At 36.9% G+C, this 23,102-nt stretch carries 21 protein-coding genes; 1 reads left to right on the top strand and 20 read right to left on the bottom strand.

From position 1 onward, the window contains the following. From V7164_RS14480 to kdgD, 13 genes are all read right to left on the bottom strand, one after another. A partial coding sequence (locus V7164_RS14480; RefSeq protein WP_335354432.1) for a YesL family protein occupies positions 1–563 on the bottom strand: 563 nt, incomplete at its 3' end. A 110-nt stretch (positions 564–673) separates the two neighbouring features. Next, the gene (locus tag V7164_RS14475) at positions 674–2,077 is read right to left on the bottom strand and encodes an ABC transporter substrate-binding protein (protein ID WP_335346457.1); all 1,404 of its coding nucleotides are present in this window, start codon (positions 2,075–2,077) and stop codon (positions 674–676) included. A 109-nt stretch (positions 2,078–2,186) separates the two neighbouring features. Continuing rightward, positions 2,187–3,074, bottom strand: coding sequence for a carbohydrate ABC transporter permease (locus V7164_RS14470; RefSeq protein WP_335346456.1), 888 nt, complete (start codon positions 3,072–3,074; stop codon positions 2,187–2,189). Next, positions 3,074–3,946, bottom strand: coding sequence for a carbohydrate ABC transporter permease (locus tag V7164_RS14465; protein WP_335346468.1), 873 nt, complete (start codon positions 3,944–3,946; stop codon positions 3,074–3,076). Before V7164_RS14465 ends, V7164_RS14470 begins: the two co-directional genes overlap by 1 nt. 196 nt (positions 3,947–4,142) lie before the next feature. Continuing rightward, the gene (locus tag V7164_RS14460; RefSeq protein ID WP_335346467.1) at positions 4,143–6,053 is read right to left on the bottom strand and encodes a glycoside hydrolase family 127 protein; all 1,911 of its coding nucleotides are present in this window, start codon (positions 6,051–6,053) and stop codon (positions 4,143–4,145) included. A 110-nt stretch (positions 6,054–6,163) separates the two neighbouring features. After that, entirely contained in the window at positions 6,164–8,464 is a 2,301-nt protein-coding gene (locus V7164_RS14455) for a beta-L-arabinofuranosidase domain-containing protein (protein WP_335354431.1), read from the bottom strand. Positions 8,465–8,518: 54 nt separating this feature from the next. Next, a complete protein-coding gene (locus tag V7164_RS14450) occupies positions 8,519–9,583 on the bottom strand; it encodes a M24 family metallopeptidase (protein WP_335354430.1) in 1,065 nt (354 codons plus the stop codon). Between the two features lie 603 nt (positions 9,584–10,186). After that, the gene (locus V7164_RS14445) at positions 10,187–10,435 is read right to left on the bottom strand and encodes a hypothetical protein (RefSeq protein ID WP_335354429.1); all 249 of its coding nucleotides are present in this window, start codon (positions 10,433–10,435) and stop codon (positions 10,187–10,189) included. Positions 10,436–10,450: 15 nt separating this feature from the next. Next, positions 10,451–10,708, bottom strand: coding sequence for a hypothetical protein (locus tag V7164_RS14440; RefSeq protein ID WP_335354428.1), 258 nt, complete (start codon positions 10,706–10,708; stop codon positions 10,451–10,453). Between the two features lie 161 nt (positions 10,709–10,869). After that, a complete protein-coding gene (locus tag V7164_RS14435) occupies positions 10,870–11,013 on the bottom strand; it encodes a hypothetical protein (RefSeq protein ID WP_335354427.1) in 144 nt (47 codons plus the stop codon). Between the two features lie 548 nt (positions 11,014–11,561). Beyond that, the gene (locus V7164_RS14430) at positions 11,562–12,497 is read right to left on the bottom strand and encodes an ornithine cyclodeaminase family protein (protein ID WP_335354426.1); all 936 of its coding nucleotides are present in this window, start codon (positions 12,495–12,497) and stop codon (positions 11,562–11,564) included. Between the two features lie 183 nt (positions 12,498–12,680). After that, the gene (gucD, locus tag V7164_RS14425; protein WP_335354425.1) at positions 12,681–14,147 is read right to left on the bottom strand and encodes an alpha-ketoglutaric semialdehyde dehydrogenase GucD; all 1,467 of its coding nucleotides are present in this window, start codon (positions 14,145–14,147) and stop codon (positions 12,681–12,683) included. A gap of 12 nt (positions 14,148–14,159) precedes the next feature. Continuing rightward, positions 14,160–15,089, bottom strand: coding sequence for a 5-dehydro-4-deoxyglucarate dehydratase (kdgD, locus tag V7164_RS14420; RefSeq protein ID WP_335354424.1), 930 nt, complete (start codon positions 15,087–15,089; stop codon positions 14,160–14,162). 354 nt (positions 15,090–15,443) lie between these two features. On the opposite strand from kdgD, the gene V7164_RS14415 reads away from it, so the two are divergent. Next, complete coding sequence (locus tag V7164_RS14415; protein WP_335354423.1) at positions 15,444–16,136, top strand: FadR/GntR family transcriptional regulator; 693 nt, start codon at positions 15,444–15,446, stop codon at positions 16,134–16,136. 566 nt (positions 16,137–16,702) lie between these two features. On the opposite strand, the gene V7164_RS14410 is transcribed toward V7164_RS14415, so the two are convergent. The 7 genes from V7164_RS14410 to V7164_RS14380 all read right to left on the bottom strand — a co-directional run bounded on the left by V7164_RS14410 (position 16,703) and on the right by V7164_RS14380 (position 23,053). After that, the gene (locus V7164_RS14410) at positions 16,703–17,536 is read right to left on the bottom strand and encodes a hypothetical protein (RefSeq protein WP_335354422.1); all 834 of its coding nucleotides are present in this window, start codon (positions 17,534–17,536) and stop codon (positions 16,703–16,705) included. A gap of 16 nt (positions 17,537–17,552) precedes the next feature. Then, on the bottom strand, positions 17,553–18,998 hold the full coding sequence (locus V7164_RS14405) for an amidase (protein WP_335354421.1): 1,446 nt from the start codon (positions 18,996–18,998) through the stop codon (positions 17,553–17,555). Continuing rightward, on the bottom strand, positions 18,995–19,192 hold the full coding sequence (locus V7164_RS14400) for a hypothetical protein (RefSeq protein ID WP_335354420.1): 198 nt from the start codon (positions 19,190–19,192) through the stop codon (positions 18,995–18,997). The genes V7164_RS14405 and V7164_RS14400 overlap by 4 nt, the downstream gene beginning before the upstream one ends. A 38-nt stretch (positions 19,193–19,230) precedes the next feature. After that, on the bottom strand, positions 19,231–19,998 hold the full coding sequence (locus V7164_RS14395) for an HpcH/HpaI aldolase family protein (protein WP_335354419.1): 768 nt from the start codon (positions 19,996–19,998) through the stop codon (positions 19,231–19,233). A gap of 209 nt (positions 19,999–20,207) precedes the next feature. Further along, complete coding sequence (locus tag V7164_RS14390; RefSeq protein WP_335354433.1) at positions 20,208–21,509, bottom strand: TRAP transporter large permease; 1,302 nt, start codon at positions 21,507–21,509, stop codon at positions 20,208–20,210. A 2-nt stretch (positions 21,510–21,511) separates the two neighbouring features. Continuing rightward, on the bottom strand, positions 21,512–22,006 hold the full coding sequence (locus V7164_RS14385; protein WP_335354418.1) for a TRAP transporter small permease: 495 nt from the start codon (positions 22,004–22,006) through the stop codon (positions 21,512–21,514). A gap of 18 nt (positions 22,007–22,024) precedes the next feature. Continuing rightward, positions 22,025–23,053, bottom strand: a complete 1,029-nt coding sequence (locus tag V7164_RS14380; protein WP_335354417.1) for a TRAP transporter substrate-binding protein — start codon at positions 23,051–23,053, stop codon at positions 22,025–22,027. Positions 23,054–23,102 lie beyond the last annotated feature (49 nt).

The following is a 23,102-nucleotide window of genomic DNA, read 5'->3' as shown; positions in this document are numbered from 1 at the left end:
AAACTAATTAAACTACCAAGAAAGAAAATAATCAATATGGTAATATACGACATGATGTATTGTAATATTAAGACGCTTAATGCAATAAGAAGAGTAGTTTTTGGAAAAGAAACTCCAATAACGAGTGCATATTTAAAGTATTGTATTGTTTTCAATTCGAAATGGACTTTTACAGGGAAAATATATAACACAACAATTGCATAAATGACAAACAAACTTAGTAACACTAAGTTGAGGATTGTCGCAACCCAGCCGTCAATCGTTGAGAAAAACTTAAAGTCTATGTAAAGAATGAAGCCAATTCCAAGTAAAATAAATCCTAAAATATTTGATTTTAGGAATTCTGACTTAAATGTACTCCAAAAGGTTTTAAATACCTTAATGTCCTTATCACTTCGTATCCATTGACGTAAAACTGTAAACATCGCAACCGTTGAAGGAAATATTCCAAAAATAATTAGACCTAGAATACTAAATAACATCCATAAAAAATTAACATATGCAAGTCTGATAATCCAATCACTCGCTCGATAAATAAAATCCATTAATCCGTTTGTCCCCATTTGATGTGCCCCCTATATTTCAGTAATAACAAATAGATTGACTAGAACGAAAGAAATAATTATGAATATAGTACGGAGCCAATACAGCCCCGTACCATTGTATGGATTCATTATTCACCCCTAGTTGGGTATCTTCCTTTTAACAATGGATTAACATGTTCAGAAAGCTTATCCATTAATTCTTGCGCAGATCCTTGACCTAGCCATAATAGATCCATAGTACTAAAGACTTCTGTACGAATAGCACTCCAGTTTTTCAAGGTAACTGCCGGGTTTCGATAAATACCTTCTAATGTATAATCTATAACAGCTTCTTTATATTCTGGCGGATGAACACCATCTTTTAACCACTTATCTGTAAACTTTTGGTCTTTATAGTACTTATCTTGAACAGGCATCCACAATCCATCTTCATATAAGTTTACAATCTCAGGATCATTATGATAGAGATAGAATTTAAGGGCTTCTTCAGGGTGTTTTGTACTAGAGAAAATTGAGGTCGCACCAGCGCTAGTAACTGATTTAGCTGCAACCTTCATTTTTGGTAATACACCAATACCAAAATTCACATCCATTTCTTTATAATCATTCAAACTCCATTGGCCGTCGATTAACATTGCAAATCGCTTCGTATCTAGCCCCATTGTTGTTTCTGGCATATCTGCTTGTTGAGTTGGTGTTGGAGCAACGTGATGTTTATGAATCAAGTCTTGTAATAATTGTAAGGCCTCTACAGCTTCCGGTTGATTCATCGTAAACTCAGTACCTTCTTCATTTGCAATGTCTCCGCCATTATTTCGGACAAATGGATACCATGCTGCCCAGTATGTTGGAGTATCAATACCGAATTGTTGAATATTTTTCGGATCAAAGTCTGGACTTAATGCATTATTGCCATTTCGATCAATAGTGAGTTTTTTCGCTGCTGTTAAAAATTCATCCCACGTCCATGCATCTATAATATTTGTTGGAGGTGGCTCAACACCTGCCTTCTCAAAAGAATCTTTATTATAGTAAATATTCATAACTTCGATTGCTGTTGAGTTCCCTAGATGTTTCCCTTCATCATAGTACAAATAAGTTTCAGGAATTCGGCTAGCAAGTTCAGGATAGTCTTTTTCATATTTTGTTAAATCCATAATATGCCCATCAATTCCCCATTGTAAGACCAACCCTTCAGGAACATAGGCTACATCTGGTAAGTCTCCTGAAGCCATTAATGTTACAAGTCGGGTTTCATATTCATCTGGAACGTGTTCAGCTTTTACTTTAATATTTGGATTTTCATTATTAAATTTATCCACCATGTACTGAACGGATTGTTGTTCAGCAATCCCGCCCCAGAACATAAATCTTAACTCTACTATATCTTCACTACTGCTACTACTATTACTGCTACTGGTACTATTACTACTACTACTATTATTACTACTATTACTTTTAGAGCTTTGACATCCAGCCAACATCAATAGAGCAGAACAAATGATTAGCATAAAACTCTTAATCTTTTTCAAAAATAACTCCCCTCTCTGATTTTTCCATTATTTTAATAAATTAATATTTTGGTGATGTAGACTGAAAACACCTCCTTTAAGCTCTCAAAATGTTTTACTTATTATTGCATTATCCTTTAACACCTGTTAGTGCTATTCCTTCTAAGAAGTATCTCTGGGCAATAAAGAACATAATGATAATCGGAGTAATCATAGCTGTTGATGCCGCCATTAAATATCCCCATTGCGCATTGTATAAACCACTAAATTGTGCTAATCCTACAGCTAATGTAAATTTTTCACGATCTTGCAAGTAAATGAGTGGACCAAGAAAATCATTCCAAACAGCGATAAAAGTAAAAATGAACACAACGATAAAGGCTGGTTTCGATAATGGGATAATAACTCTCCATAGTACTTGAAATGGATTGGCACCATCAATATAAGCAGCTTCATCTAACTCTTTTGGTATCGTCATGAAAAATTGTCTCAATAGGAAAATGGCAAACACATGAGTTCCTAACCAAGATGGCACAGTTAATGGAATAATGGTATTAATTGTCCCTAGTTTTTGCCAAAGTATAAAAGTAGGGATTAATGTTACTGCATATGGTAACATTAGTGCAGTTAAGATAATCCCAAATACAAGATTTCGCCCCTTCCATTTCAATCGGGAAAAACTAAAAGCAGCTAATGAACATGTGATCAGTGTCCCTGCAACATTCCAAAATTCTAAGATTAACGTATTTATTAAGTACTTTAGAAAAGGAACGACCGTTAATGCCTTTGGATAGTTCTCCCATAAAAATGGATTCGGTACCCACTCTGGTGGAAATGTAAAGATTTGTGTATTACTCATAAACGAACTGCGTATTAACCATACAAAAGGTAATAGCATTACAACGCTCAGTGCAATTAAAATAAAATAGATTAGAGCTCGCCCAATTGTAAACTTTGGAGTGTTTACTATTATTGTTGCTTTGGGTTCTGTATTCGTTTGTACTTCTTGCAAGCTCATTACGATTTCTCCCCCTCATAATAAACCCATGATTTTGCAGTTCTGAAAACCAGTGCTGTAACAGCCATAATAACGAAGAATAGAATAACTGCCATGGCACTTGCATATCCCATCTCAGTCTGTCTAAAAGCCTTTTCAAATAAATTGAATACATAGAAATAAGTGGCATGGTTTGGTCCGCCATTCGTCATAATGTATGCTTCGTTAAATACTTGGAACGTATTAATCAAAGCCATCACAAGATTAAAGAAGATAACAGGTGTCATGAGTGGTATTGTCACATATCTCAATTTATGGAAAGCATTTCCCCCATCTACTTCTATTGCTTCATACAAATGACGGGGCACTCCTTGTAATCCTGCTAAGAAAATGATCATCGTATTTCCCATTGCCCATGAACTCATTAAGATCAGCGATGGAATTGCTGTTGTTTCACTATAAAGCCACATGAGACCAGGTAGCCCGATTGCTTTCAAACCAGTATTCATAAGACCAAAATCCGGGTTGAAGATCCATAGCCACAGCATTGAGTTTGCTACACTTGGAACTAAGACTGGTAAGTAGAAAATTGTACGAAAAACACTTAACCCCTTTACCTTTTGATTAAGTAATATCGCAACAAAGAAGGCAACGCCTATTACTACTGGAACACTTCCAAGTGTATAATACGTTGTTACAAACATTGATTTCTTAAAGAGCCTGTCCCCGGTAAACATCCCTATAAAGTTATCAAGCCCTATGAAAGTAGGAACTCCACCTACCCTCCAGTCTGTCATGGCTATGTAGAATGAAAAGAGCATAGGTCCCAGATTTAATAATAAGAAGCCCAGTATAGCTGGGGTAGCAAGTAAAATCCCCCAGTTCCTTTCCATTCTTTCTATTCCACCGCCAGTTCTATTTCTTTTCACATGTGACACCTCCGTTTAGAGTCTGATTACAGACACTAAATTTTAACAATTTTCTGACTGTTTTTCGCAATCAGAAGTCAACATTAATCATGACGGAATGGTGCAGTCTTATGAAAATTAGCTTTTTCCAAGGCTAACACCTTCATTTAGAAACATTTCTTTAATTCGCATGAATCCATGTAATCATTTCCCCTGGTCCCCTATTATTCCATAGGTAGTAAGGGACAGCTATTATGTTGATTGGAATTACATCGTCCTTGATTGCAGCGGTTGATTGATACAATTTATTTGTCCAATGCGAACTATCATAACGATACGCATTCCCTTTAATAATAGGCACTCCCTTCAATACCCCATCATCAAAGTCGATAATGAGATCAGAGTTTTTTGATAGTGTAATAATTGGTAAATTTTTCCCATTATCAACTTCTTCCAGGCAGTAAACAATCGGTCCTCTTTGGAGCACCACTTTCCCGATATTTTCTCTGACATGTGGATGAGCCCTTACTTTCTGTATGGTCATAGGCAAGATGAGTGTGACTTGGTCTTGGTCTTTCCAAGTTCGCTTTATTTTCGCATAACCATTTTCTATACATCCTGAAAGGTTGATTCTCACTTGATTTACGAATATTTGCGGATTTTCACACCACTCTGGTAATCGAAGAGCAAGGGTGAAAACGGTATCATTATTAAGTTGAATATGAGCTTGAACAGTATCTTCCCATGGATAATTCGTTACTTGTGCAAGTTGGATTGTCTCAATTCCCACTTGGAAGTTTAACTTATTTCCAGTGTATAAATGAACAAATAGTTCATCTTCATTTTGGGTGTAAATATATTCACCTAATGAAGCTACTAATCTCGAAATATTAGGCGGGCAACATGCACAGCCAAACCACGGCTGTCTCGTATTTTTCACATGCCTTAAATCATGTCGAAATTCACAAGCTTCCGGCCAAACCTCCAAGGGATTAACATAAAAATACTTTTTTCCATCTTGTGACATTCCACTTAAGACTCCGTTGTATAAAGCTCGTTCCATACTGTCTGCATATTCACGTTCAGGGCTAATTTCTAACATTCTTCTTGCCCAAAATACAAATCCAATTGCCGCACATGTTTCAGTATAGGATCGATCATTTGGCAGGTCATAATCAATCGTAAATCTCTCCCCATTTGCTTGTGAACCGATTCCACCTGTTACATACATTCTTTTTGTAACAACATTATTCCATATCTTTTTGCAAATACTATATAATTCCTGATCATCATACTCCTTTGCAAGATCAGCCATAGCGCTATATAAATACATAGCTCGTACAGCGTGACCTTCAGCTGTTACCTGTTCTCTTATAGGGATATGTGCTTGTGAATAATCTTTTTCTCGATGACGCACGAAATTTTCAGGATAATTATTTGCTTCGACGTCAAAGAAATGTGGTTTTTGTGCACCACGTTCCTCTACGAAAAATTTGCTCAATTGAAGGTGTTGCGGATTTTTTGTAACACGGTATAACTTAACTAATGCTAGTTCGATTTCTGGATGTGCATCATACCCTCTGATTTTTTCTACTTCTGGCCCGATTACAGTGGAAATGTGATCGACATACTTACAAACAATGTCTATTAGTTCTGATTTCCCTGTTGCATGATAATAAGCAACTGCTGCCTCAATCATATGGCCAGCACAATATAACTCATGATCATTATGGAGATTTGTCCACCTCTTACCTGGCCTTGCTACAGTAAAATAAGTATTCAAATACCCGTCAGGTTGCTGTGCTCTTCCAATTAATTTAATTGCTTCATCAGCTAGTTCCTCTAAGTCTCGATTTTGCATATGGGCTAATGTATGTCCTACAGTTTCCAGCCATTTTGCTAAATCACTATCTTGAAATCGCATCCCATGGAATTCACCTTCATCTTCACCTGCAGCAATTCGGAAATTCTGAATAGTATGGGTTGGTTCCGTGTCAGGATGAGTATCATTCATTACTTCCCACTGAAATGGAATGACTACATTGTGGATAAGTTCTTGGTATTTTGACCAAAAGGAATCCTGAATCTTCACCTTCAACTGGTAACACCCTTTCTCCTACAATTATTAAAATATGCTATTTTTTTATTTCCCGAAAATTCAGATATAAATATCTAGAAGCTAGCTTATCTTATTTAATTTTACTAATTAGTTGTGACTAATTTTGTGTATTCATCCTTATTCACCATTCGTAATCCAAATACCCTTCGAACTCTTCCTTGTTTATGTGATTGAAATTTCACTGTTATTTTTTCTTTTCCTTCGTAAATTTTTTTCGGAAGATCATAGGTGACATTATGGAATCTAGTAGTCTCGTTAAAGCCCTCTTTTGGATTATTCAACAGTGTATTTTCAACAAAAATATCGTACTCTGTTTCCCTTCTTTGCAAATCCTTCGCATAGGAAATGACCAGCGTAATATTTTCTAATTCGTTGACCTTTAAGTCAAAAGTGAACCATCCATCATAAGCGGTTCTTCCTTTTCGACTTTGTAATGATATAACGCGGGTATTTTCACCATCAAAATTGTGGTCACGCTCTGGTTGCATTTCACCTGGCTGTACATAATCAATCGTTGCTTTCTCGAGAATACTTAATTTATTTCTGGCTTCGAGATACTCCACATTTAATTTTTCCCATTCATCCTCTGTGAATAAATCCCAGTAAATAGAATACATCTTATCGTGTATACGATAAAATGGATACAAATTGACATCTCTTGGATAACCCGCATTGACTGTTACAAATGTATTTCGTTTTCCTTCTACTGGCTGTAACCACTCCGTTAACGACTTATCCTTTGGTATCATGACAGGGGTATATAAGTTTTCGGCTGCTTTTGGATCATTGAGAGGTCCAAGTTCCCCTGCAAGAACGAGAGGTCCGTACATGATAGCAACCCTATTCGGATTATCGGGCATTTGTTCAAGTCGCAATGTCATTGGCATTTTCAGTTTTATTTCATCTCCATTTTGCCATAGACGATCAATTTTTATAAATGAACTTGGCTTCTGCTCAGCTTGTTGTGCCACACCATTAATTGCTAATTCTACCCCTTTCTCAGCCCAATACGGGTATCGAATATGAAGGGAGAAATTCACGTCTTCCGAACAAGAAATCTTCAGGATAACTGAATCATCTTCAGGAAATGCTGTATCTTGAACAATGGATATTCCTTTTTCCTTCCATTGCAGGGTTGATGGGATAAACTGATTGACAAACAATTTATCTTGATTATGAAAATAAATACTACTTCCGTAACTTGCATGGTTTTCCATTCCTGTACCGATACAACATGTGAAATGATCAAACTTTCTATTATAATCCTTGAAACCACCCATATCCAAGGATATACAGTATGTAACCCCGCCCTGTACCGGATGTTGAGAAGCTAAAATATGATTTAATAGAGCACGCTCATAATAGTCAGCAACTTGTGCAGAACTATTCCATTCAAACAAATAATTGGTTAGCTTTAACATATTGTACGTATTACATGTTTCCGTTGTATGTGGGCCAATCCTATTACTTAATTGATCTGGCTCACCAAAGTATTCTTCAAAACTATTTCCTCCGATTACATATGAATGATGTTTAACTACTTGCTCCCAAAAGAACTCGGTTGTTTCTTTTCGCTTCGTATCATTCGTTAACTCGTATTGACGAGCAAGTCCAATTATCTTTGGAATTTGTGTATTCGCATGCAAACCTGACAAGCTATCCTTCCGTTCAGCAAGTGGATCTAGGACAGATTTATGCCAAAAACGTTCGGCAAACTTCATATACTTCATATCACCTGTATCTGCATATAGATCAGCCAACACTTCATTGATACCCCCATACTCGCAGCCCATCAAATTCTCCATTTGATCATCATCGAGATGGTATAGACAATCATATAACCAGTCCGCTAATTTCACTGCAATTTCAATCCCCAATGGGTTTCCAACAAGGTGAGTGGCATCACGTAAACCGGCGAATAACTTATGAATCGTATATAACGGTGCCCATAAGCCATTAAGGTCGAAGCCTTTTGAACGAATATCTCCTTTAGCAACCTCGTCTTGAAACACCTCTTTTGCCCCTGGAATCCCTGAAACATATCCATTTCCATGAGCAGTTTGACATACCCGCAGCTCATCAACAATATAATCAACACGTTCTTTGAACCGCTGATCCTCTAATGAAACATACATCATGGAACAAGCAGACAAATAATGACCAAGTGAGTGACCTGATAGAGTCATAGATTCCCAGCCTTCATATTGAGGTGCTTTTACCTCTAATTCCGCATATTCTCTAAATCTAGCAAGCAAGCGATCAGGTTCAAGCTGTAATAAATATTCCTTATTCAATTCCATCGCATATTTGAAAGGTCCACCTGTCACGGATACATCCCTTAGTTCAAAGGCTTGAGCTCTTGTTTCTACTTGCGTTTTGATCAATTTATATTCCTCCTTTTTTACCAATTCTTATACTTTCTTAATCTTTTTTTGTACTCAGATAATAATCAATTCTCTCGGTGATTTTGTTATAATCTCATTTTGTTGATCACCAATAACGATATCATCTTCAATACGAACGCCACCAAGGTCAGGTATATAAATACCAGGTTCAACAGTGACTACCATGCCCGCTTTAACAATTTGATCTGATGATTTAGAGAAGAATGGATCTTCATGTATGTTCAACCCAATTCCATGTCCTGCCCCATGCCCGAAATATTCACCATATCCCTGTTTAGTAATATAATCCCGAACAATAGCATCAACCTCTTTAGCTGGCATGTCTTGTTTGATTGCACTAGTACAACGTAATAAAGCAGCTAGGACAATCTGATAGATTTCTTTTAATTTCGTATCTGGTTCACCGACAGCTACTGTTCTTGTCATATCTGACCGATATCCTTGGTATAATGCACCATAATCAAGTGTCACCATATCCCCTTTTTCGATGATCTTTTCACTGGCAACCCCATGTGGTAAAGCAGAGCGATAGCCCGAAGCCACAATAATTGTTGAAGAGTTTGATGACGCACCTTTTAATCGCATATAGTGTTCTAGTTCATTTGAGACCTCAACTTCTGTAACACCCGGTCTAATAAAATTGAGTATATGCAGGAAGGCTGAATCCGCAATGGAAGCAGCTGTTCTAATTTTATCTATTTCGTCTTTTGATTTTATTGTACGCAGTGTTTCTACAACTTTTTTTACAGCAACTAATTCAACATCAATTTCTTCCTTAAGTAGTGAATATTCCGCATGTGTAATATGATTTGTCTCAAATCCTAATCTAGAAATTCTAAGCCTTTTGATCTGATTAAAAACAGTCTGCATTAATGTATTCGACTGCCCACATACCTCAATCTCATACCCAATAATTTGTTCACGTGCTTGTTTTGAATATCGAAAGTCAGTTAAGAAGATAGCATTTGATTTCGTAATCAATACAACCCCAGCAGAACCCGTGAAATTGGTTAAATAACGGATATTCTCTCTATTTGTTACAAACAATCCATCAATATTTAAAAATTCCATTTGGTTTCTAATCTTAGTTAATTTCACAACTTATACCTCCAGAATTTTTTCATCATCCAATAGATAATGTTTACTACACAACATATGGCCTAAATCAATTTGCATGTCAACAACTTGCTCGTACAACAGATTATACATTACCTATCTTGTACGTACATTGATTATAATATAAAATCCTAATTCGTACAATTAATTTTTTGAATGTTTTAATTATTCAGTCAAGGTGGTGCGCTTCTTTTAATTACTAGGATGAAAACTATACTTTTGCTACCCTAAATTATTCAATCAATTTGGATACCAGTATTACTTCATACAATTGATTTCTAACTTTTCGACACTAATGGATTTCAATTATTAACAAGTTGATTACGGCCAAAAGATTTAACCACTCTCGCCATGTTTTTAACCATCGTACTCCTATGAATTATGGATATATGGAAAAGTCCTACAGATTATGATTTTATTAATCTTGTAGGACTTTTTTGAAATTCAAGGAAAAATCCTCGTTTAATTATTGTCAACAACTTTTTATCACATTATGACTCAAAAACATACAAGATCACTTTGATTAAATCAGTATTAGATATTTTCTGTTCAAACTCATGCCAAATCATGAACATATGATCAACATTACTTTAATTCCATTGAATAATCATTTCCATTAATGAATTCGCTAAAAACGTTAAATCCATAATGCCTATATTCCTGCCGCTTTTTAGCAAGCAAATTCACATAAACAACGGAGTAAAAATATCCTTCAAATGTCGTATGAATCTCACTCGCCATTTGCATAAACACAGTTTGTTTAAACGCACTGACAACGATTTCAATAACCTCTTCGAAAGGTTTTTCAAGTTTGCTTTTTTGGTAAGCAATCAAGGCACGCTGCCACAGTTAATAAATGTCAATGGCATAGAAAAATGGTGATGCTGCCTCACTAAACTTAGGATGAACAGACTTAGGCAGAAAACTAATATCTAGCTGCTTATTTGTATCCATTTTGTCGAGTTTCTTTACGTTCTTTTCGTTATGTTTATTCTCACAGAGCGAATCATGTTTTTTCTCTGTTTTTAATAGGAGTGACAGGTGGGGTGACATATTATTTTTAAGCTCGTCAATAGGTAGGAATGGTTGAATGATAAGTATATTCACACCTTGTTTCCCATTCATTCGCGCCGGTGCGATTTTCTTAAGAAATCCTAATTTTTCAAGTTTTTGAACAGCCCAATAACGGTCCTTCGGGAAAGCTGAACAGCTTCGGCAATCGTATGGTATTTTGCAAGTGACACGCCCACCACTTTAACCGAATGCCTTCAAATAAACTGGAGAACCATCAACGCACCTTGTGAAAAGGACGATTTATGTATGTATAAAAAGCCGCTAACCGCTTTGTCCATTTCTTCTACATCCTCGAAAGATTGATACCTTTGAATGGTTTCATAATTTAATTTTTCCATTTTCATAGCCTTTCGATTGTGCACGATCCATATATTCCTAGGTAGCTCAACATTAGTATTAATATATAAAAAAAGGAAATTGGTTAAAAAAGCCATAAACGTGTTTTTTCTAGCCAAAAGTGATTTTTTGAGGCGAAAAGAGGAGTTAAAATGCAGTTTTGGGGCTCAAAATGGAACTTTGATATTAAAAAGAAAGATTCCTACGGATGTTTATCATATAGAGACTGACTATGACAAGTCAGTCTCTATTCATCTAGGATGTGTTTATAATGGTCGAAATCTCTTGTTTGAGGCAAAAGTAATTTTTTTTTTGCATTGAGGAATTGAAATTCCTAGGATTGGTCCTAACCTACAACTTGAAACGTTTATATAAAATCATTTCTATCTTTTAGAGAATTAAATTCTATATTTATTTGTACAGACTTTTAATATTTTTATAATCAAAAGTGAATCAATTTTATTAATGAATAACCTTTTTATTCAATGGATTTCATCCAATCCTCAAAAAAGCCCCATTCCTCGAGTGAAATCTCTAAAGTTGTATTAATTTATTTCTTCAGTCGTTCATACACCAATTTCGCTGTAAGGATGTCAAAAATGGAGACGCCTACCGACTTAAAAATGGTTGTTTTTTCCTTCATCTCTTCATTTTTACCGCCTTGAATAAGGCTTTTTAATTCGGGAACTGTCTTTTCACTATGGCCAAAGGTTTTAGCGGTTATCATTTCACCGCACTCCGAAAATGCCGCTTTTGTATCAACGTAAATATAATCAGCTTCTTTAATAATTGCGTCTGGTATTTCCTGCATAAATGATTTAAATGCACCCGAACCCGCAAAATGTTTCCCAGTCAAATCTACCTTGCCATCGTAAGGGATAACCGGATCCGTTGAGGTTGTAGTTGTAATGATTACTTGTGCTTCTTTCAAAATAGTTTCGGGTTCTGAAATTTCAAAGTGAATAGATGGAAATTCCCTCTTAGCCTTCTCCACAAACGAATCTAGTCTTTCAACACTCCGATTATAAACTAAAGCCCGGTGCACTTTCCTCACAGCGCATGCTGCCTGCAAATGACTCCATCCTTGGTCGCCAGTTCCAATAATGCCGATGGTTGATGTCTCATTAGAAGCCAAATATTTCATCCCCAATCCACTTACAGCCCCGGTCCGCATCGCAGTGATAGTTCGTGCATCTAAAATGGCAAGTGGTTTCATTGTCTTCCTTTCATTCAATAAAAAGATCCCCCTCAACGTTGCTTCACCGATTGCCGCATTTCCTGGAGCGATCCCGATCAGTTTCGCCCCATAATAATTTTCATAAAAAGAGGGCATCAATAACGCAGAATTGTCGTCATCATTAATGAATAATCGTTCCGGAACGAGCGACTTTTTCTCCCCGTCATTCAAATAATAATCTTCAATAGTATCGATAATATCTTCCATTGTAATCAGGCTTTTTATCTCTTGCTCGTCGATAAAACGCATGGTCATCCTCCTCAACACGTTTGTTCTTTTTCACCGAAAACCTTATACAACGGAATATAGACCAACGATTTTTGCTGGTCTATCCCGCAATGCTTCTATTATAATTTGAAGTGATGCAAAGTTATCTGGTTTAGAATAATAAGGAGTTAAGTGTCTCTTCGCATAACTCCCATACATTATTTCTTATTTGATAAATACCGTTTTAATTGATGTATAAAATTCTTTTGCCGCTTGCCCCTGTTCACGTGAATGAGAACTGGATTGCTTCATGCCACCGAAAGGAGCTTGCAATTCAACCCCCGCACTTTCTGCATTGATGCGTACAAGACCAGCATCCATTTCATTGATGAACGACAGCATATTGCTAATATTCGTTGTAAAAATGGAAGCGCTCAGTCCGTATTCCGAGTCATTTGCCAATTCAAGTGCCTCTTCAATCGTATCTACTTTCATCAGAGCAAGAACCGGCCCAAAAATTTCTTCTCGCGCAAGTGCCATATCAGATGATACATTTTCAAAAACAGTCGGCTCCACAAAGTAGCCATTCAAACCTTCTTTTTTCACTTCATTTCCACCAAGGAGAAGCGTAGCACCTTCCGATTTTCCTTTTTCGATTGCGGAAAGTACCGTGTCCAACTGTCCTTGACTTGCACTAGGCCCCATCCAAGTCCCTGCTTCCATCCCGTCTCCGACAGTAATTGCAGCAACTTTTTCAAGTAGTTTCCCTTTAAATGCTTCATAGACATCTTGCTGAACGATAACCCGGCTCGTTGCTGTACATTTTTGTCCAGATGATTTTAATCCACCACTGATTGTCGCTTCAACGGCCAAATCCAGATCTGCATCGTTCGCAACGATTACAGGGTTTTTTCCTCCCATTTCAAGTTGGTATTTAATACCCCTTAAAACAGCGATTTGAGCCAGTTGTTTTCCAACCGAATTCGATCCTGTGAACGTAATGGCATCGATTTCTTTATGGTTTGCCATTTCTGGTCCAATCAAAGAACCAGAACCCGTAACTAAGTTCACAACACCTGCTGGAATTCCTGCATCATGTAAGCACTCAATAATTTTTGCACTCGTAACCGCTGTCTCACTTGCGGGTTTAAGAACCACTGTATTTCCATAAATAAGCGCCGGGGCTATTTTCCACATTGGAATGGCTACCGGGAAGTTCCAAGGCGTGATCACACCGACAACACCTAACGGAACCCTAGTTGTGAACATCAATGCTTCGCTGTCAGTCGAAGGGATCACATCACCAACCGACCGCATTCCTTCGCCTGCAAAGTAGCGTAATATGGCTACACCACGCGCAGTTTCCCCTTTCGCTTCCGGGAAAGTCTTGCCCATTTCAAGTGTCATGGCCGTTGCAATGTCATCGATTCTCTCTTCCATAATGGACGCAGCCTTCAACAAATAATCGCCACGCACATTACCAGCAAGTTTACGCCACGCTTTTTGGGCTTGCCGTGCAGCAGTAGCTGCTTTGTCGAAATCATTGCTTGAAGAAAGTTGATAAGCCCCTACAACTTCATCAATCCGAGCAGGATTTTTGCTAATGCCTGTTTGTCCTGTTTCAGAAGCGACCCACTCGCCGTTAATATAATTCAAATAGGTTTTTATTCTTGCTTCAGTTGTTGTCGTCATAATTACCTCCTATTAAACAGCCGCTACTTTTGCGGGATACTTTTCCAGTGCCTTTTCAATAATGACTTTCAGCTCTTCGTAATGCCCCTTTTCAACAGGTGCGATCGGTGCCCGGACATTTGTTGTCACAGGAAGACCAACAATTTGCATGCCCGCTTTAATAAGCGAAACGGCATAGCCCTTCTTCTGTTTACGGATACGATGAATCGGGAAAATCACATTTTCGTAAAGGTCATGTACCACTTCTTTATCGCCACTTAGAAGCGCCTCGTAATATTTCGCTGAAATGTGAGGAATATAGTTTGAAATCGCTGATGAATAGGAGGTAAATCCTAAGTTTACATACGATGCCATCGTCACTTCCGCTAACGGCATCCCGTTGATCCACTCCAAACGATCCCCGATCAGATGTGTAAACTCCACGTTCTTTTCCATATTACCAAGGCCGTCTTTATACCCGACAAGTTGTGGAAGTTCGCATAGTTTCTGAAGTGTTTCGGCTTCAAAAATACAATTATCACGCTGATAAACAATCGCATTCAAATCCGTGCTTTTAATAATCTCACTTAAATAAGTGTAAAGGCCATCCTGTGATGGGTCGATTAAATAAGGCGGTAAAATCAAGTACCCATCCGCACCAAGCTCTTCAGAAATCTTTGCCTGCTTCAAAGCATGCGTAATGTTTCCGCCAACGCCTGTATATAGAGGAACTTTGCCTTTTGTCTTTTCAACAGCCACTTCCACAATGGATCTGTATTCTTCATCACTGATTGCATGTAATTCTCCTGCCCCACACGCTACAAAAATAGAAGATAGACCTTCTTTAATTAAAAACTCAATATTTTTCCCCAATCCTTCTAAATCTAAATTCCCTTCTGTATCCATGGGAGCTACTGGAAATCCTAAAATCCCTTTTGGCGTCTGCCTTTTTTGCGTTGTCATATGAAATCCACCTTTCAAAATAATTAATTAATTAATTTCTATATGTATTATTGTAATACAATTAAAATATTCTGTCAAATATAAATATTCAAATCTATTAATCTAGTATGTGTCATGAGTTACCAATATGGGGATAAGTCTAATCTCTACTCCATTTATGTCGCTTTAAGCAATAGACAAGTCCTTCATTGCCCTGTTTTCCTTTTTTCATTAACGCTACTAAATTGAAAAAATAAAAGTTTAACGGTATAAACGCTAGTGAGTTTTTTACATGTTTACGGGAAAACTTTATTAATGAAATACCTTGAACAAACAGTTAAATTGTCATACAATAATTAAATAAGGAGGGTTTTTATGGAGAAATATACCGTGGAATCAATCACTAGAAATACATTGTCTCAGCAGGTTTTGGATCAGATTGTTAAGCTCCTGCAAAGCGGTCAGTTGAAACCAGGGGATCGGCTCCCCCCGGAATTAGAATTAATGGAGAAACTAGGTGTAAGCAGACCAGTTATACGCGAAGCGCTAAGTTCTCTCGAAACTCTGGAAATGATTACAAAAAGGCCCCGTGGAGGTACATTTATAAATAAAAAAATCGGTAAAACACCTTTTATGGTGATGCTGGCATTATCGATGGATAATTTACCTGCGATTATTGAAGCCAGAATGACTTTGGAGTTGGGTTTAGTTACTCTTGCTGCCGAAAAAATTACAGAGGAAGATTTGAAGAAATTAAAAGAAACAATTGATCTTATCTCCAATAGTCCTGATTTAAATTATGGTTCTCATGATAGAGAATTCCATAGAATTATTGCACTAAGTGCAAAAAATCCCGTTTTGGAAGGTATGATTGATTCCCTACTTATTACTCATGAGAAAACGGACAGTCTCATTAATTATCGGGAACCCGAGATTACAGTTGAGCATCATACTGCCATTTATGAAGCACTTATGAAGAGGGACCCATATGAGTCATATAAACAGATGTATAAACACTTGAATTTTGTGAGGAAAAAAATCCTTGAGAACCACCCTAGCAAAGACTGATATGTAATTTTATAATTAAGGGCAAAAGCAGTCCATTATCTAACCCGAATTCTCTTCATGATGGCACTGCTTCTTACTCCCTGATCTGCCGAAGTGGCTTATGTCTATATAGAAGCACTACTTAAATGTATTAATCCTCTTATCCTAAACGATATTAACTCCTCTCTGCCCTTCTTTCCTATGTGTTCATTCTGGTCCATGTGAACAGGCAAGAATGATATTTAACCCTTTAACTCTGTTTTATAAAATCAAGCGAATTTAAAAGGCCCATATTACATTGCCTGAATTGCAAGGCATCTTCCAATAATTCTTTTTACAGCCTTATTTGTAAGAACTATATAAGAAAAACCTATTTAATGAAAAATCCCCTATAAGGAACTATCTAGAATTGTTCTATTTTAGAACCTTTTAGACATTTTGTTGATTCGATAATGCAATTGTAGGCCCTCTTCTTTTTCATATTAGTCATTATTAGTTCTTTTGGTGAACACAATCCTTTCAAGAAGAGAGCCAGTGTGTCGGCGATAGAATATCGAAACTCACTGGCATACAAATTTTTAAGTCATTTAACTTAAACGTATAAATTTAATAATCATATCTTGAAACATCTCAGCAATATAAATATCACCATTTTCGTCAACAGTCACACCATGACCGATTGTTCCCAAAGTAAGAAACCTTCCAAGAAGTTCACCATTTGGACTAAGCAGACTTAATGTAGGTGACTGATCAGTTACATATAGGAAACCATCCTTATCTTCATAGATGCTCATTGGACGATATAGATTCTTAATTTCATCCAAATATTCTCCCTTTTGATTAAAGATTTGAACTCTATTATTTTCACGATCAGCAACTAAGACACGATCTTGTTGATCTATCAATACTGAGTGAGGTACTGTAAATTCCCCTTCACCTTTTCCAGGTCTTCCCCAAGTATTTATCAATTCACCACTCGAATTTAAGTGGTGTACAGAAAAGTTTCCATAACCATCTGAAACAAAGAAATCACCATTATCATTCACCGTTACATCGGTAGGATGATTAAAGGGTACACCTAAACCACCCGGATTCTCCTGATCCCCAATAACTTGAAGAATCTCTCCCGAACTATTAAATATCACTATCCTATGATGATTTCTATCAACCACACATACTCTACCATCCACTGTTATTCGAAAATAATGACCATCTGAGAGAGTCTGATCGAACCACTCATCAACAAGTTCACCATCTTTTGAAAAAATTAACATAAATGGATTGCTTCGTTGCAGCACATATATGCGTCCGTTATTGTCAGTTGAAATCCCAGAAATATTATTTAATGATTTATTTTGTGGTAATTGTATCCAGTCCTTTTTTGCCTGATATTTTTTATCACCAAGAGTAAAAATCTCCATTTTATCCCCCTTCCGACTACTCCATTACTTCTTCCAAGTTGGAATTTGCAATTCTATCAAAAGAAAGAGCTGAACTGTATATTTCAGTTTGTTCTAGCGCGTAAGCAAATTGATAAAGTTCAGCTTCAGCAAAGGCTTTTCCAATAAATTGTACGCCTATCGGCAACCCACATTCCGATACACCACCTGGAACAGAAATTGCTGGAAGCCCGGTAGTATTGCTTGGACCTGTTAATCGCGCAAAAATACGGACATGCTCCTGTAAACCATAAGAATTTGTCACTCTCTGTTCAATATTAGTTGGTACCATCGGTAAAGTAGGAGTCAAAATTACATCAACCTTTTTAAAAACCTCATTATGCATATCAATTGCTTTATGTTTTATTTGTAACATTTGAATATATTCACTAGCTTGAATAAGCATCCCAGCAATCGCTCGTGATCTTACTTCTTCTTCAATCTGTTCGGGTGTATTTATTAAATATTTCTCTAACGATGTATATGCTTCAGCAGCCAAAATAACTTGCTGTGCTGTAAGAAGTTCATTCAAACCAGAAAGCTCAACGGGCACAATTTCGGCACCAAGTTGTCGGCAATTTTCAACTACTAAATCAAACACACGGCGAACTTCCGTGTCAATAATATCAAAATAAAAGGAAGTAGGAATCCCGATTTTTTTACCTCTAATCCCTATATTAATACCTTCTGTAAAGTCTTCTTTATTGGAATAAGCCGAATAGCTATCTTTTTTATCAAAACCAGACAATGCGTTTAACATCAGAGCATTATCGGTAACCGTTCGAGTCATAGGACCTAGATGGTCTAATGTTGGGCACAATTGTATGGATCCATACTTACTCACCCTTCCAAACGTCGGTTTCATTCCTACGATTCCACACATCGAAGCAGGCATCCTAATCGATCCCCCTGTATCCGAGCCAACTGAGCCGTAACATAGATAGGAAGCTACAGCTGCTCCGGATCCGGAACTTGACCCTCCTGTTATTTTTTGAGGGTTATGCGGATTTTTAACTGGTCCAAAAAACGATCGGTCTCCTGTTGTTCCATAAGCAAATGCATGCATATTTAATTTGCCGATCAAAATGGCTCCAGCGTCCTTTAATTTCGTAACAACCTCTGCATCAAAATTAGGAATATAATCCTTAAATACTTCAGATCCAAAGGTAGTTTTCACTCCAGCAGTACAAATTAAGTCCTTTAATCCAATAGGAATTCCATGAAGCGGACCCTTATAATTACCATTAATAATTTCTTCTTCAGCTAGTTTAGCAGCTTTTTTTGATTCTTCTTCTATTATTGTAATGAACGCATTCAACTCTTTATTTTTCGCTGAAATCAAATTGAGGCTTGTGTTTAACACTTCAACAGGAGAAATTTCTTTTTCTTTTATGCTCTTACTTAGCTGCTCGATACTCCATTCTAAAACATTTGATTTACTCATTTAATAGATTCACCTCTTTTTTGATTAAGTGAAAATATGGGTTCATGGGTAAGTAATGTGTTATTTGCTTTTATATCTCGAATTTTATTAGTAAATACAGTTGCCTCTACACTAAAAGCATTTACATCAAAATATCCGCTATCTATCTTATTGTGTTCAAATAACATTAGTAATTTCTGTTTTATGTCCATCACTTTAACAACTCCTTGTTAATATTTGTCTGCCTACATCATCATAATTTGACAGATTCAAGATGAGCTTTTAAACTTTGCGTTAAATATGAGGCATCTACAGCAGGTGTTGTAAGGTAACTAACACCCATATCTATTACTTCTCTTACTTGATTTGGTTTAAAAGCCGGGATACCCACTTTGACTCCAGCATTATTTGCTTTGTTAATTACCTTTTGAATCGCTTCACGGACAATTGGATGCGTTACTTCCCCAGGATAACCAAACGATCCAGATAAATCAGTTGCACCAATAAATAATAGATCTAAGCCCTTTGTAGTTACAATATCATCAATATTTAAGACTGCTTCAGCATCTTCAATCATCCCGATAACTAGTAATCTTTCATTTTGGCTTCTCATATGGTTTTCAATATTCACACTTACGCCACCGAATTTGGCTAATCTTGTTGAAGCATCTAGACCTCGTTGACCAATTGGTTGATATTTTGCCATTGCCACTATTTTTTCAGCTTGTGCTTTTGATATTAAATGCGGTACCATTACTGCATCTGCACCTGCCTCTACAGCCCTCAAAATAGTACCGTAATCTTCCTGAGGAGTTCTAACTACGGATGTTATGTTTGCAATCTGGGCTGCCCTAATCATATGTTCCATTGTTGACAGATCCAATGTGGAATGTTCTAAATCAATGACGGCAAAATCATAGCCAGCATACCCCAATATTTCTATAACTGCAGGATCTTTTAAAGCTGAAAAAATACCATAAGCAATTTGATTATTATCTAGTGCTTTTTTTAGTTTATTCATTTCTAATCCTCCATAATTATTGGGAAGTCTAATTAAATCATTCTCTCAACATGTTGTAATTCTACGTACATCAAATAGTACTGTTACGATTTCACAAGTCAGCCACAATTACAAGTTTAGTGACGTTCGTATTACAATAGCTTATTGAAATGCAATTTGTATAAAAACTTTAAAAGCTTAAATAATAATTAATATTCTGATTAATCGGTTCAAGAGTAACCTGCTAACTTTGGCAGGAATGTTGAAAACCAAGAAACATATGTGATCAGCATAAGAACAACGAAAATCGCTGCATAAAATCTAAATAGGTGTGGCATGACACTTTCCAGTTTTCTTTGGGCCACTTTTATACCTACAAAGAGAATGTTACCTACTGGTGGTGTAATGGTTCCAATGCTCAAATTAAACGTAAGCATAATACCAAAATGTAAAGGTGTCATCCCTAACGCTGTACACACAGGCAATAAAATTGGCGTAAAAATTAAAATTGCAGGAGTCAGGTCCATAAAAGTACCGACAAACAGTAATAGTAAATTAATTACCAACAAAACAATAATTGGATTTTCCGAAATTCCCAATATTGCATTAGCTATTAAAGAAGGAATTTCAGTAAATGACATTACCCATGCCATTATGTTGGATGCACCAATTAAGAACATGATAATTGCCGATAACTTGGCACTATCTAGCAAAATACTATATAATTCTTTCATATTTATCGTTTTATAAAATAACATGGATAGTAATAAACAATAAGCAACTGCAATGGCAGAACCTTCAGTTGCACTAAATACACCAGCGACTATACCGCCAATAACGATAAAAACTAACAGTAAGCTTGGAATTGCCTCAAACGTTACTTTAAGTAATTCTTTAGCTGTTATGGAACTTTTTGCAACAAAACCTCTCTTTTTTCCATAGAAGTATATGACAACCATACAGCTTAGACCCCATAATATTCCCGGAATGACTCCACCAAGGAATAGGGCTGCTACGGAAGTCCCTCCGCTTGCCAAAGCGTACGTAATCAAAGCAGTACTAGGTGGGATCAATAGACCTGTAGGAGCCGTGGCAACGTTAATGGCCGCTGAAAAATCCTCATCATATCCTTCCTTTTTTTGGATCGGACCAATGATTGTACCCATTGCAGATGCAGCTGCTGCTCCTGAACCGGATACAGATCCAAACAGCATGTTCGCTACTACATTTGTATGGGCTAAAGAACCTGGAATTCTTCCAGTCAAGGCAGTTGCAAAGTTAATTAGGCGGACTGCAATGCCACCTTTGTTCATGATATTGCCTGCTAAAATGAAGAAAGGAATGGCCAATAGTGTAAAAATATTAATCCCCTGAAACATTTTTAAAGCCGATGCTGGTATCGCTGCTGAAAAACCTAAGGAGTAAACAATGGCTAAAATCGATGAAATAATCAGTGAGATTCCAATCGGAATGCCCAGCAGTAATAAAATTATAAGCGCAACAAAAATTAATAAGCCTGCTGATAGTGCTATGCTCATTGCAATTCCCCCTTTCCGCTCTCATTAAATTCCTGTATCGTTTGGATTATGTTAATTAAGCTATAGATAATGATCAAAACTCCGCTAATCGGAAGGATGATATAAATCCAATCCATAGAAATGCTCAGTGTAGGGGAGATCTGTAATGCTCCGACCCCCATCACCGCTTTTCCTCCGACTAAAAAGACGCTAATAGCAACAGCCAAAATAAGTAATTCGGAAAAGATGGATATTGCTAATTGCCCTCTTCCTTTCACCTTATCAGAAAAGAAAGATAATCTCATATGGTCTTTTTGGCCAAATACTAATGCTGTTCCCAGCAACGATACCCAGACAAATGAATAACTCAATATATCTTCAGACATGGTACTTGGGCTATTAAATACATACCGCAACGTAATCTGGTAAATGGTAATGAGCGTCATAAAAGCAAGAAGTCCAGCACACACACCGGAAAGCACCTTATCCAAAATTTTTTTAAACTTCTTCATCTCATCCTCTCCCTTCTTTTAGTTCTGGATTTCCTGAACCTTATCATATAAAGGCTTTATTTCTGGGTACATATCTAGCAATTCTTCAGTTACCGGTTTTAGCATTTCTTCAAATGGCTTTTTGTCGACAGTAATAAACTCAACCCCCATCTCCTTTGCCTCTTCTATTAATATCGGAATATGTTTATCCCATTCTTCATTTTGAACTTGAGTAGTCATTTTAAAGCCGTTTTGAAAGATATCCTTTTCTTCGTTCGTAAGAGAATCCATAAATTTGGAATTGACTACGAGCATATCCGTAAATATCTGATGTTCCGTCCGGGAATAATATTTTGCAACCTCACCATGCTTCAAACTAACTAACGCCACCTCAGGGTTAGTCCCGGCATCAATCACACGATTTTGCAATGCGGTATATACTTCACCATGAGCCATCACAACTGCCGCAGCATCAAATGCTTGTATCATCTTGACATTCGCCTCACTGGATTGTACGCGTATCTTCAACCCTTTTAAATCTGCCGGAGTTTCAAATTTTTTTGAAGAATAAAAGTTGTTAACACCATTGGCAAACCAGGCTACACCTTGAATCCCGTCATCAACAGTAGAGTTATAAATTTGCTTTATGAAGTCTTCATTGTTCATAACTTTGCGAAAACTTGCTTCATCATTAAACAAATATGGTAAACCAAAAATCTTATATTCTTTGGCAAAGGACTCCAGATTGCTTCCACTTGTAGCAACAATATCGAGACTGCCCATCTGCAACAATTCAATTGCCTCTGTATTCCCACCCATTACAGCGTTATTAAAAATCCTTACTTCAAATTTATCCCCAAGATTTTCTCCAATATAATCTTTAAATTTGTACAGTGCTTTAGTAATTGAATGGTCATCGGGCTGTACCGTCGCTATGCTGATAATTCGTTTTTCTCCAATATCACTAGATTTACCTATATCACTGCTGGCCGTAGCAGAACAACCAATTAGCACCAGCACCAAGGCAATGCTTATCAAAAGAGGGGGCATTTTATTCATCTTTTCCATTTAACCACCTTGTATAATGAATATTTATTCATTATTCCTTTCATAAAAT

It is taken from the genome of Bacillus sp. JJ1474 (assembly GCF_036965225.1).
GTDB lineage: Bacteria > Bacillota > Bacilli > Bacillales > Cytobacillaceae > Cytobacillus.
This window is presented reverse-complemented; position numbering and strand designations above follow the sequence as displayed.

What these genes read in the sequence shown, in the direction of transcription:
- V7164_RS14405 (WP_335354421.1), bottom strand. Translation starts at nt 18,998, where the DNA reads ATGAGTAAATCAAATGTTTTAGAATGGAGTATCGAGCAGCTAAGTAAG.
- V7164_RS14410 (WP_335354422.1), bottom strand. Translation starts at nt 17,536, where the DNA reads ATGGAGATTTTTACTCTTGGTGATAAAAAATATCAGGCAAAAAAGGAC.
- V7164_RS14430 (WP_335354426.1), bottom strand. Translation starts at nt 12,497, where the DNA reads ATGCGTTTTATCGACGAGCAAGAGATAAAAAGCCTGATTACAATGGAA.
- V7164_RS14385 (WP_335354418.1), bottom strand. Translation starts at nt 22,006, where the DNA reads ATGAAGAAGTTTAAAAAAATTTTGGATAAGGTGCTTTCCGGTGTGTGT.
- V7164_RS14415 (WP_335354423.1), top strand. Translation starts at nt 15,444, where the DNA reads ATGGAGAAATATACCGTGGAATCAATCACTAGAAATACATTGTCTCAG.
- V7164_RS14470 (WP_335346456.1), bottom strand. Translation starts at nt 3,074, where the DNA reads ATGAGCTTGCAAGAAGTACAAACGAATACAGAACCCAAAGCAACAATA.
- V7164_RS14465 (WP_335346468.1), bottom strand. Translation starts at nt 3,946, where the DNA reads ATGGAAAGGAACTGGGGGATTTTACTTGCTACCCCAGCTATACTGGGC.
- V7164_RS14435 (WP_335354427.1), bottom strand. Translation starts at nt 11,013, where the DNA reads ATGGAAAAATTAAATTATGAAACCATTCAAAGGTATCAATCTTTCGAG.
- gucD (WP_335354425.1), bottom strand. Translation starts at nt 14,147, where the DNA reads ATGACGACAACAACTGAAGCAAGAATAAAAACCTATTTGAATTATATT.
- V7164_RS14395 (WP_335354419.1), bottom strand. Translation starts at nt 19,998, where the DNA reads ATGAATAAACTAAAAAAAGCACTAGATAATAATCAAATTGCTTATGGT.
- kdgD (WP_335354424.1), bottom strand. Translation starts at nt 15,089, where the DNA reads ATGACAACGCAAAAAAGGCAGACGCCAAAAGGGATTTTAGGATTTCCA.
- V7164_RS14380 (WP_335354417.1), bottom strand. Translation starts at nt 23,053, where the DNA reads ATGGAAAAGATGAATAAAATGCCCCCTCTTTTGATAAGCATTGCCTTG.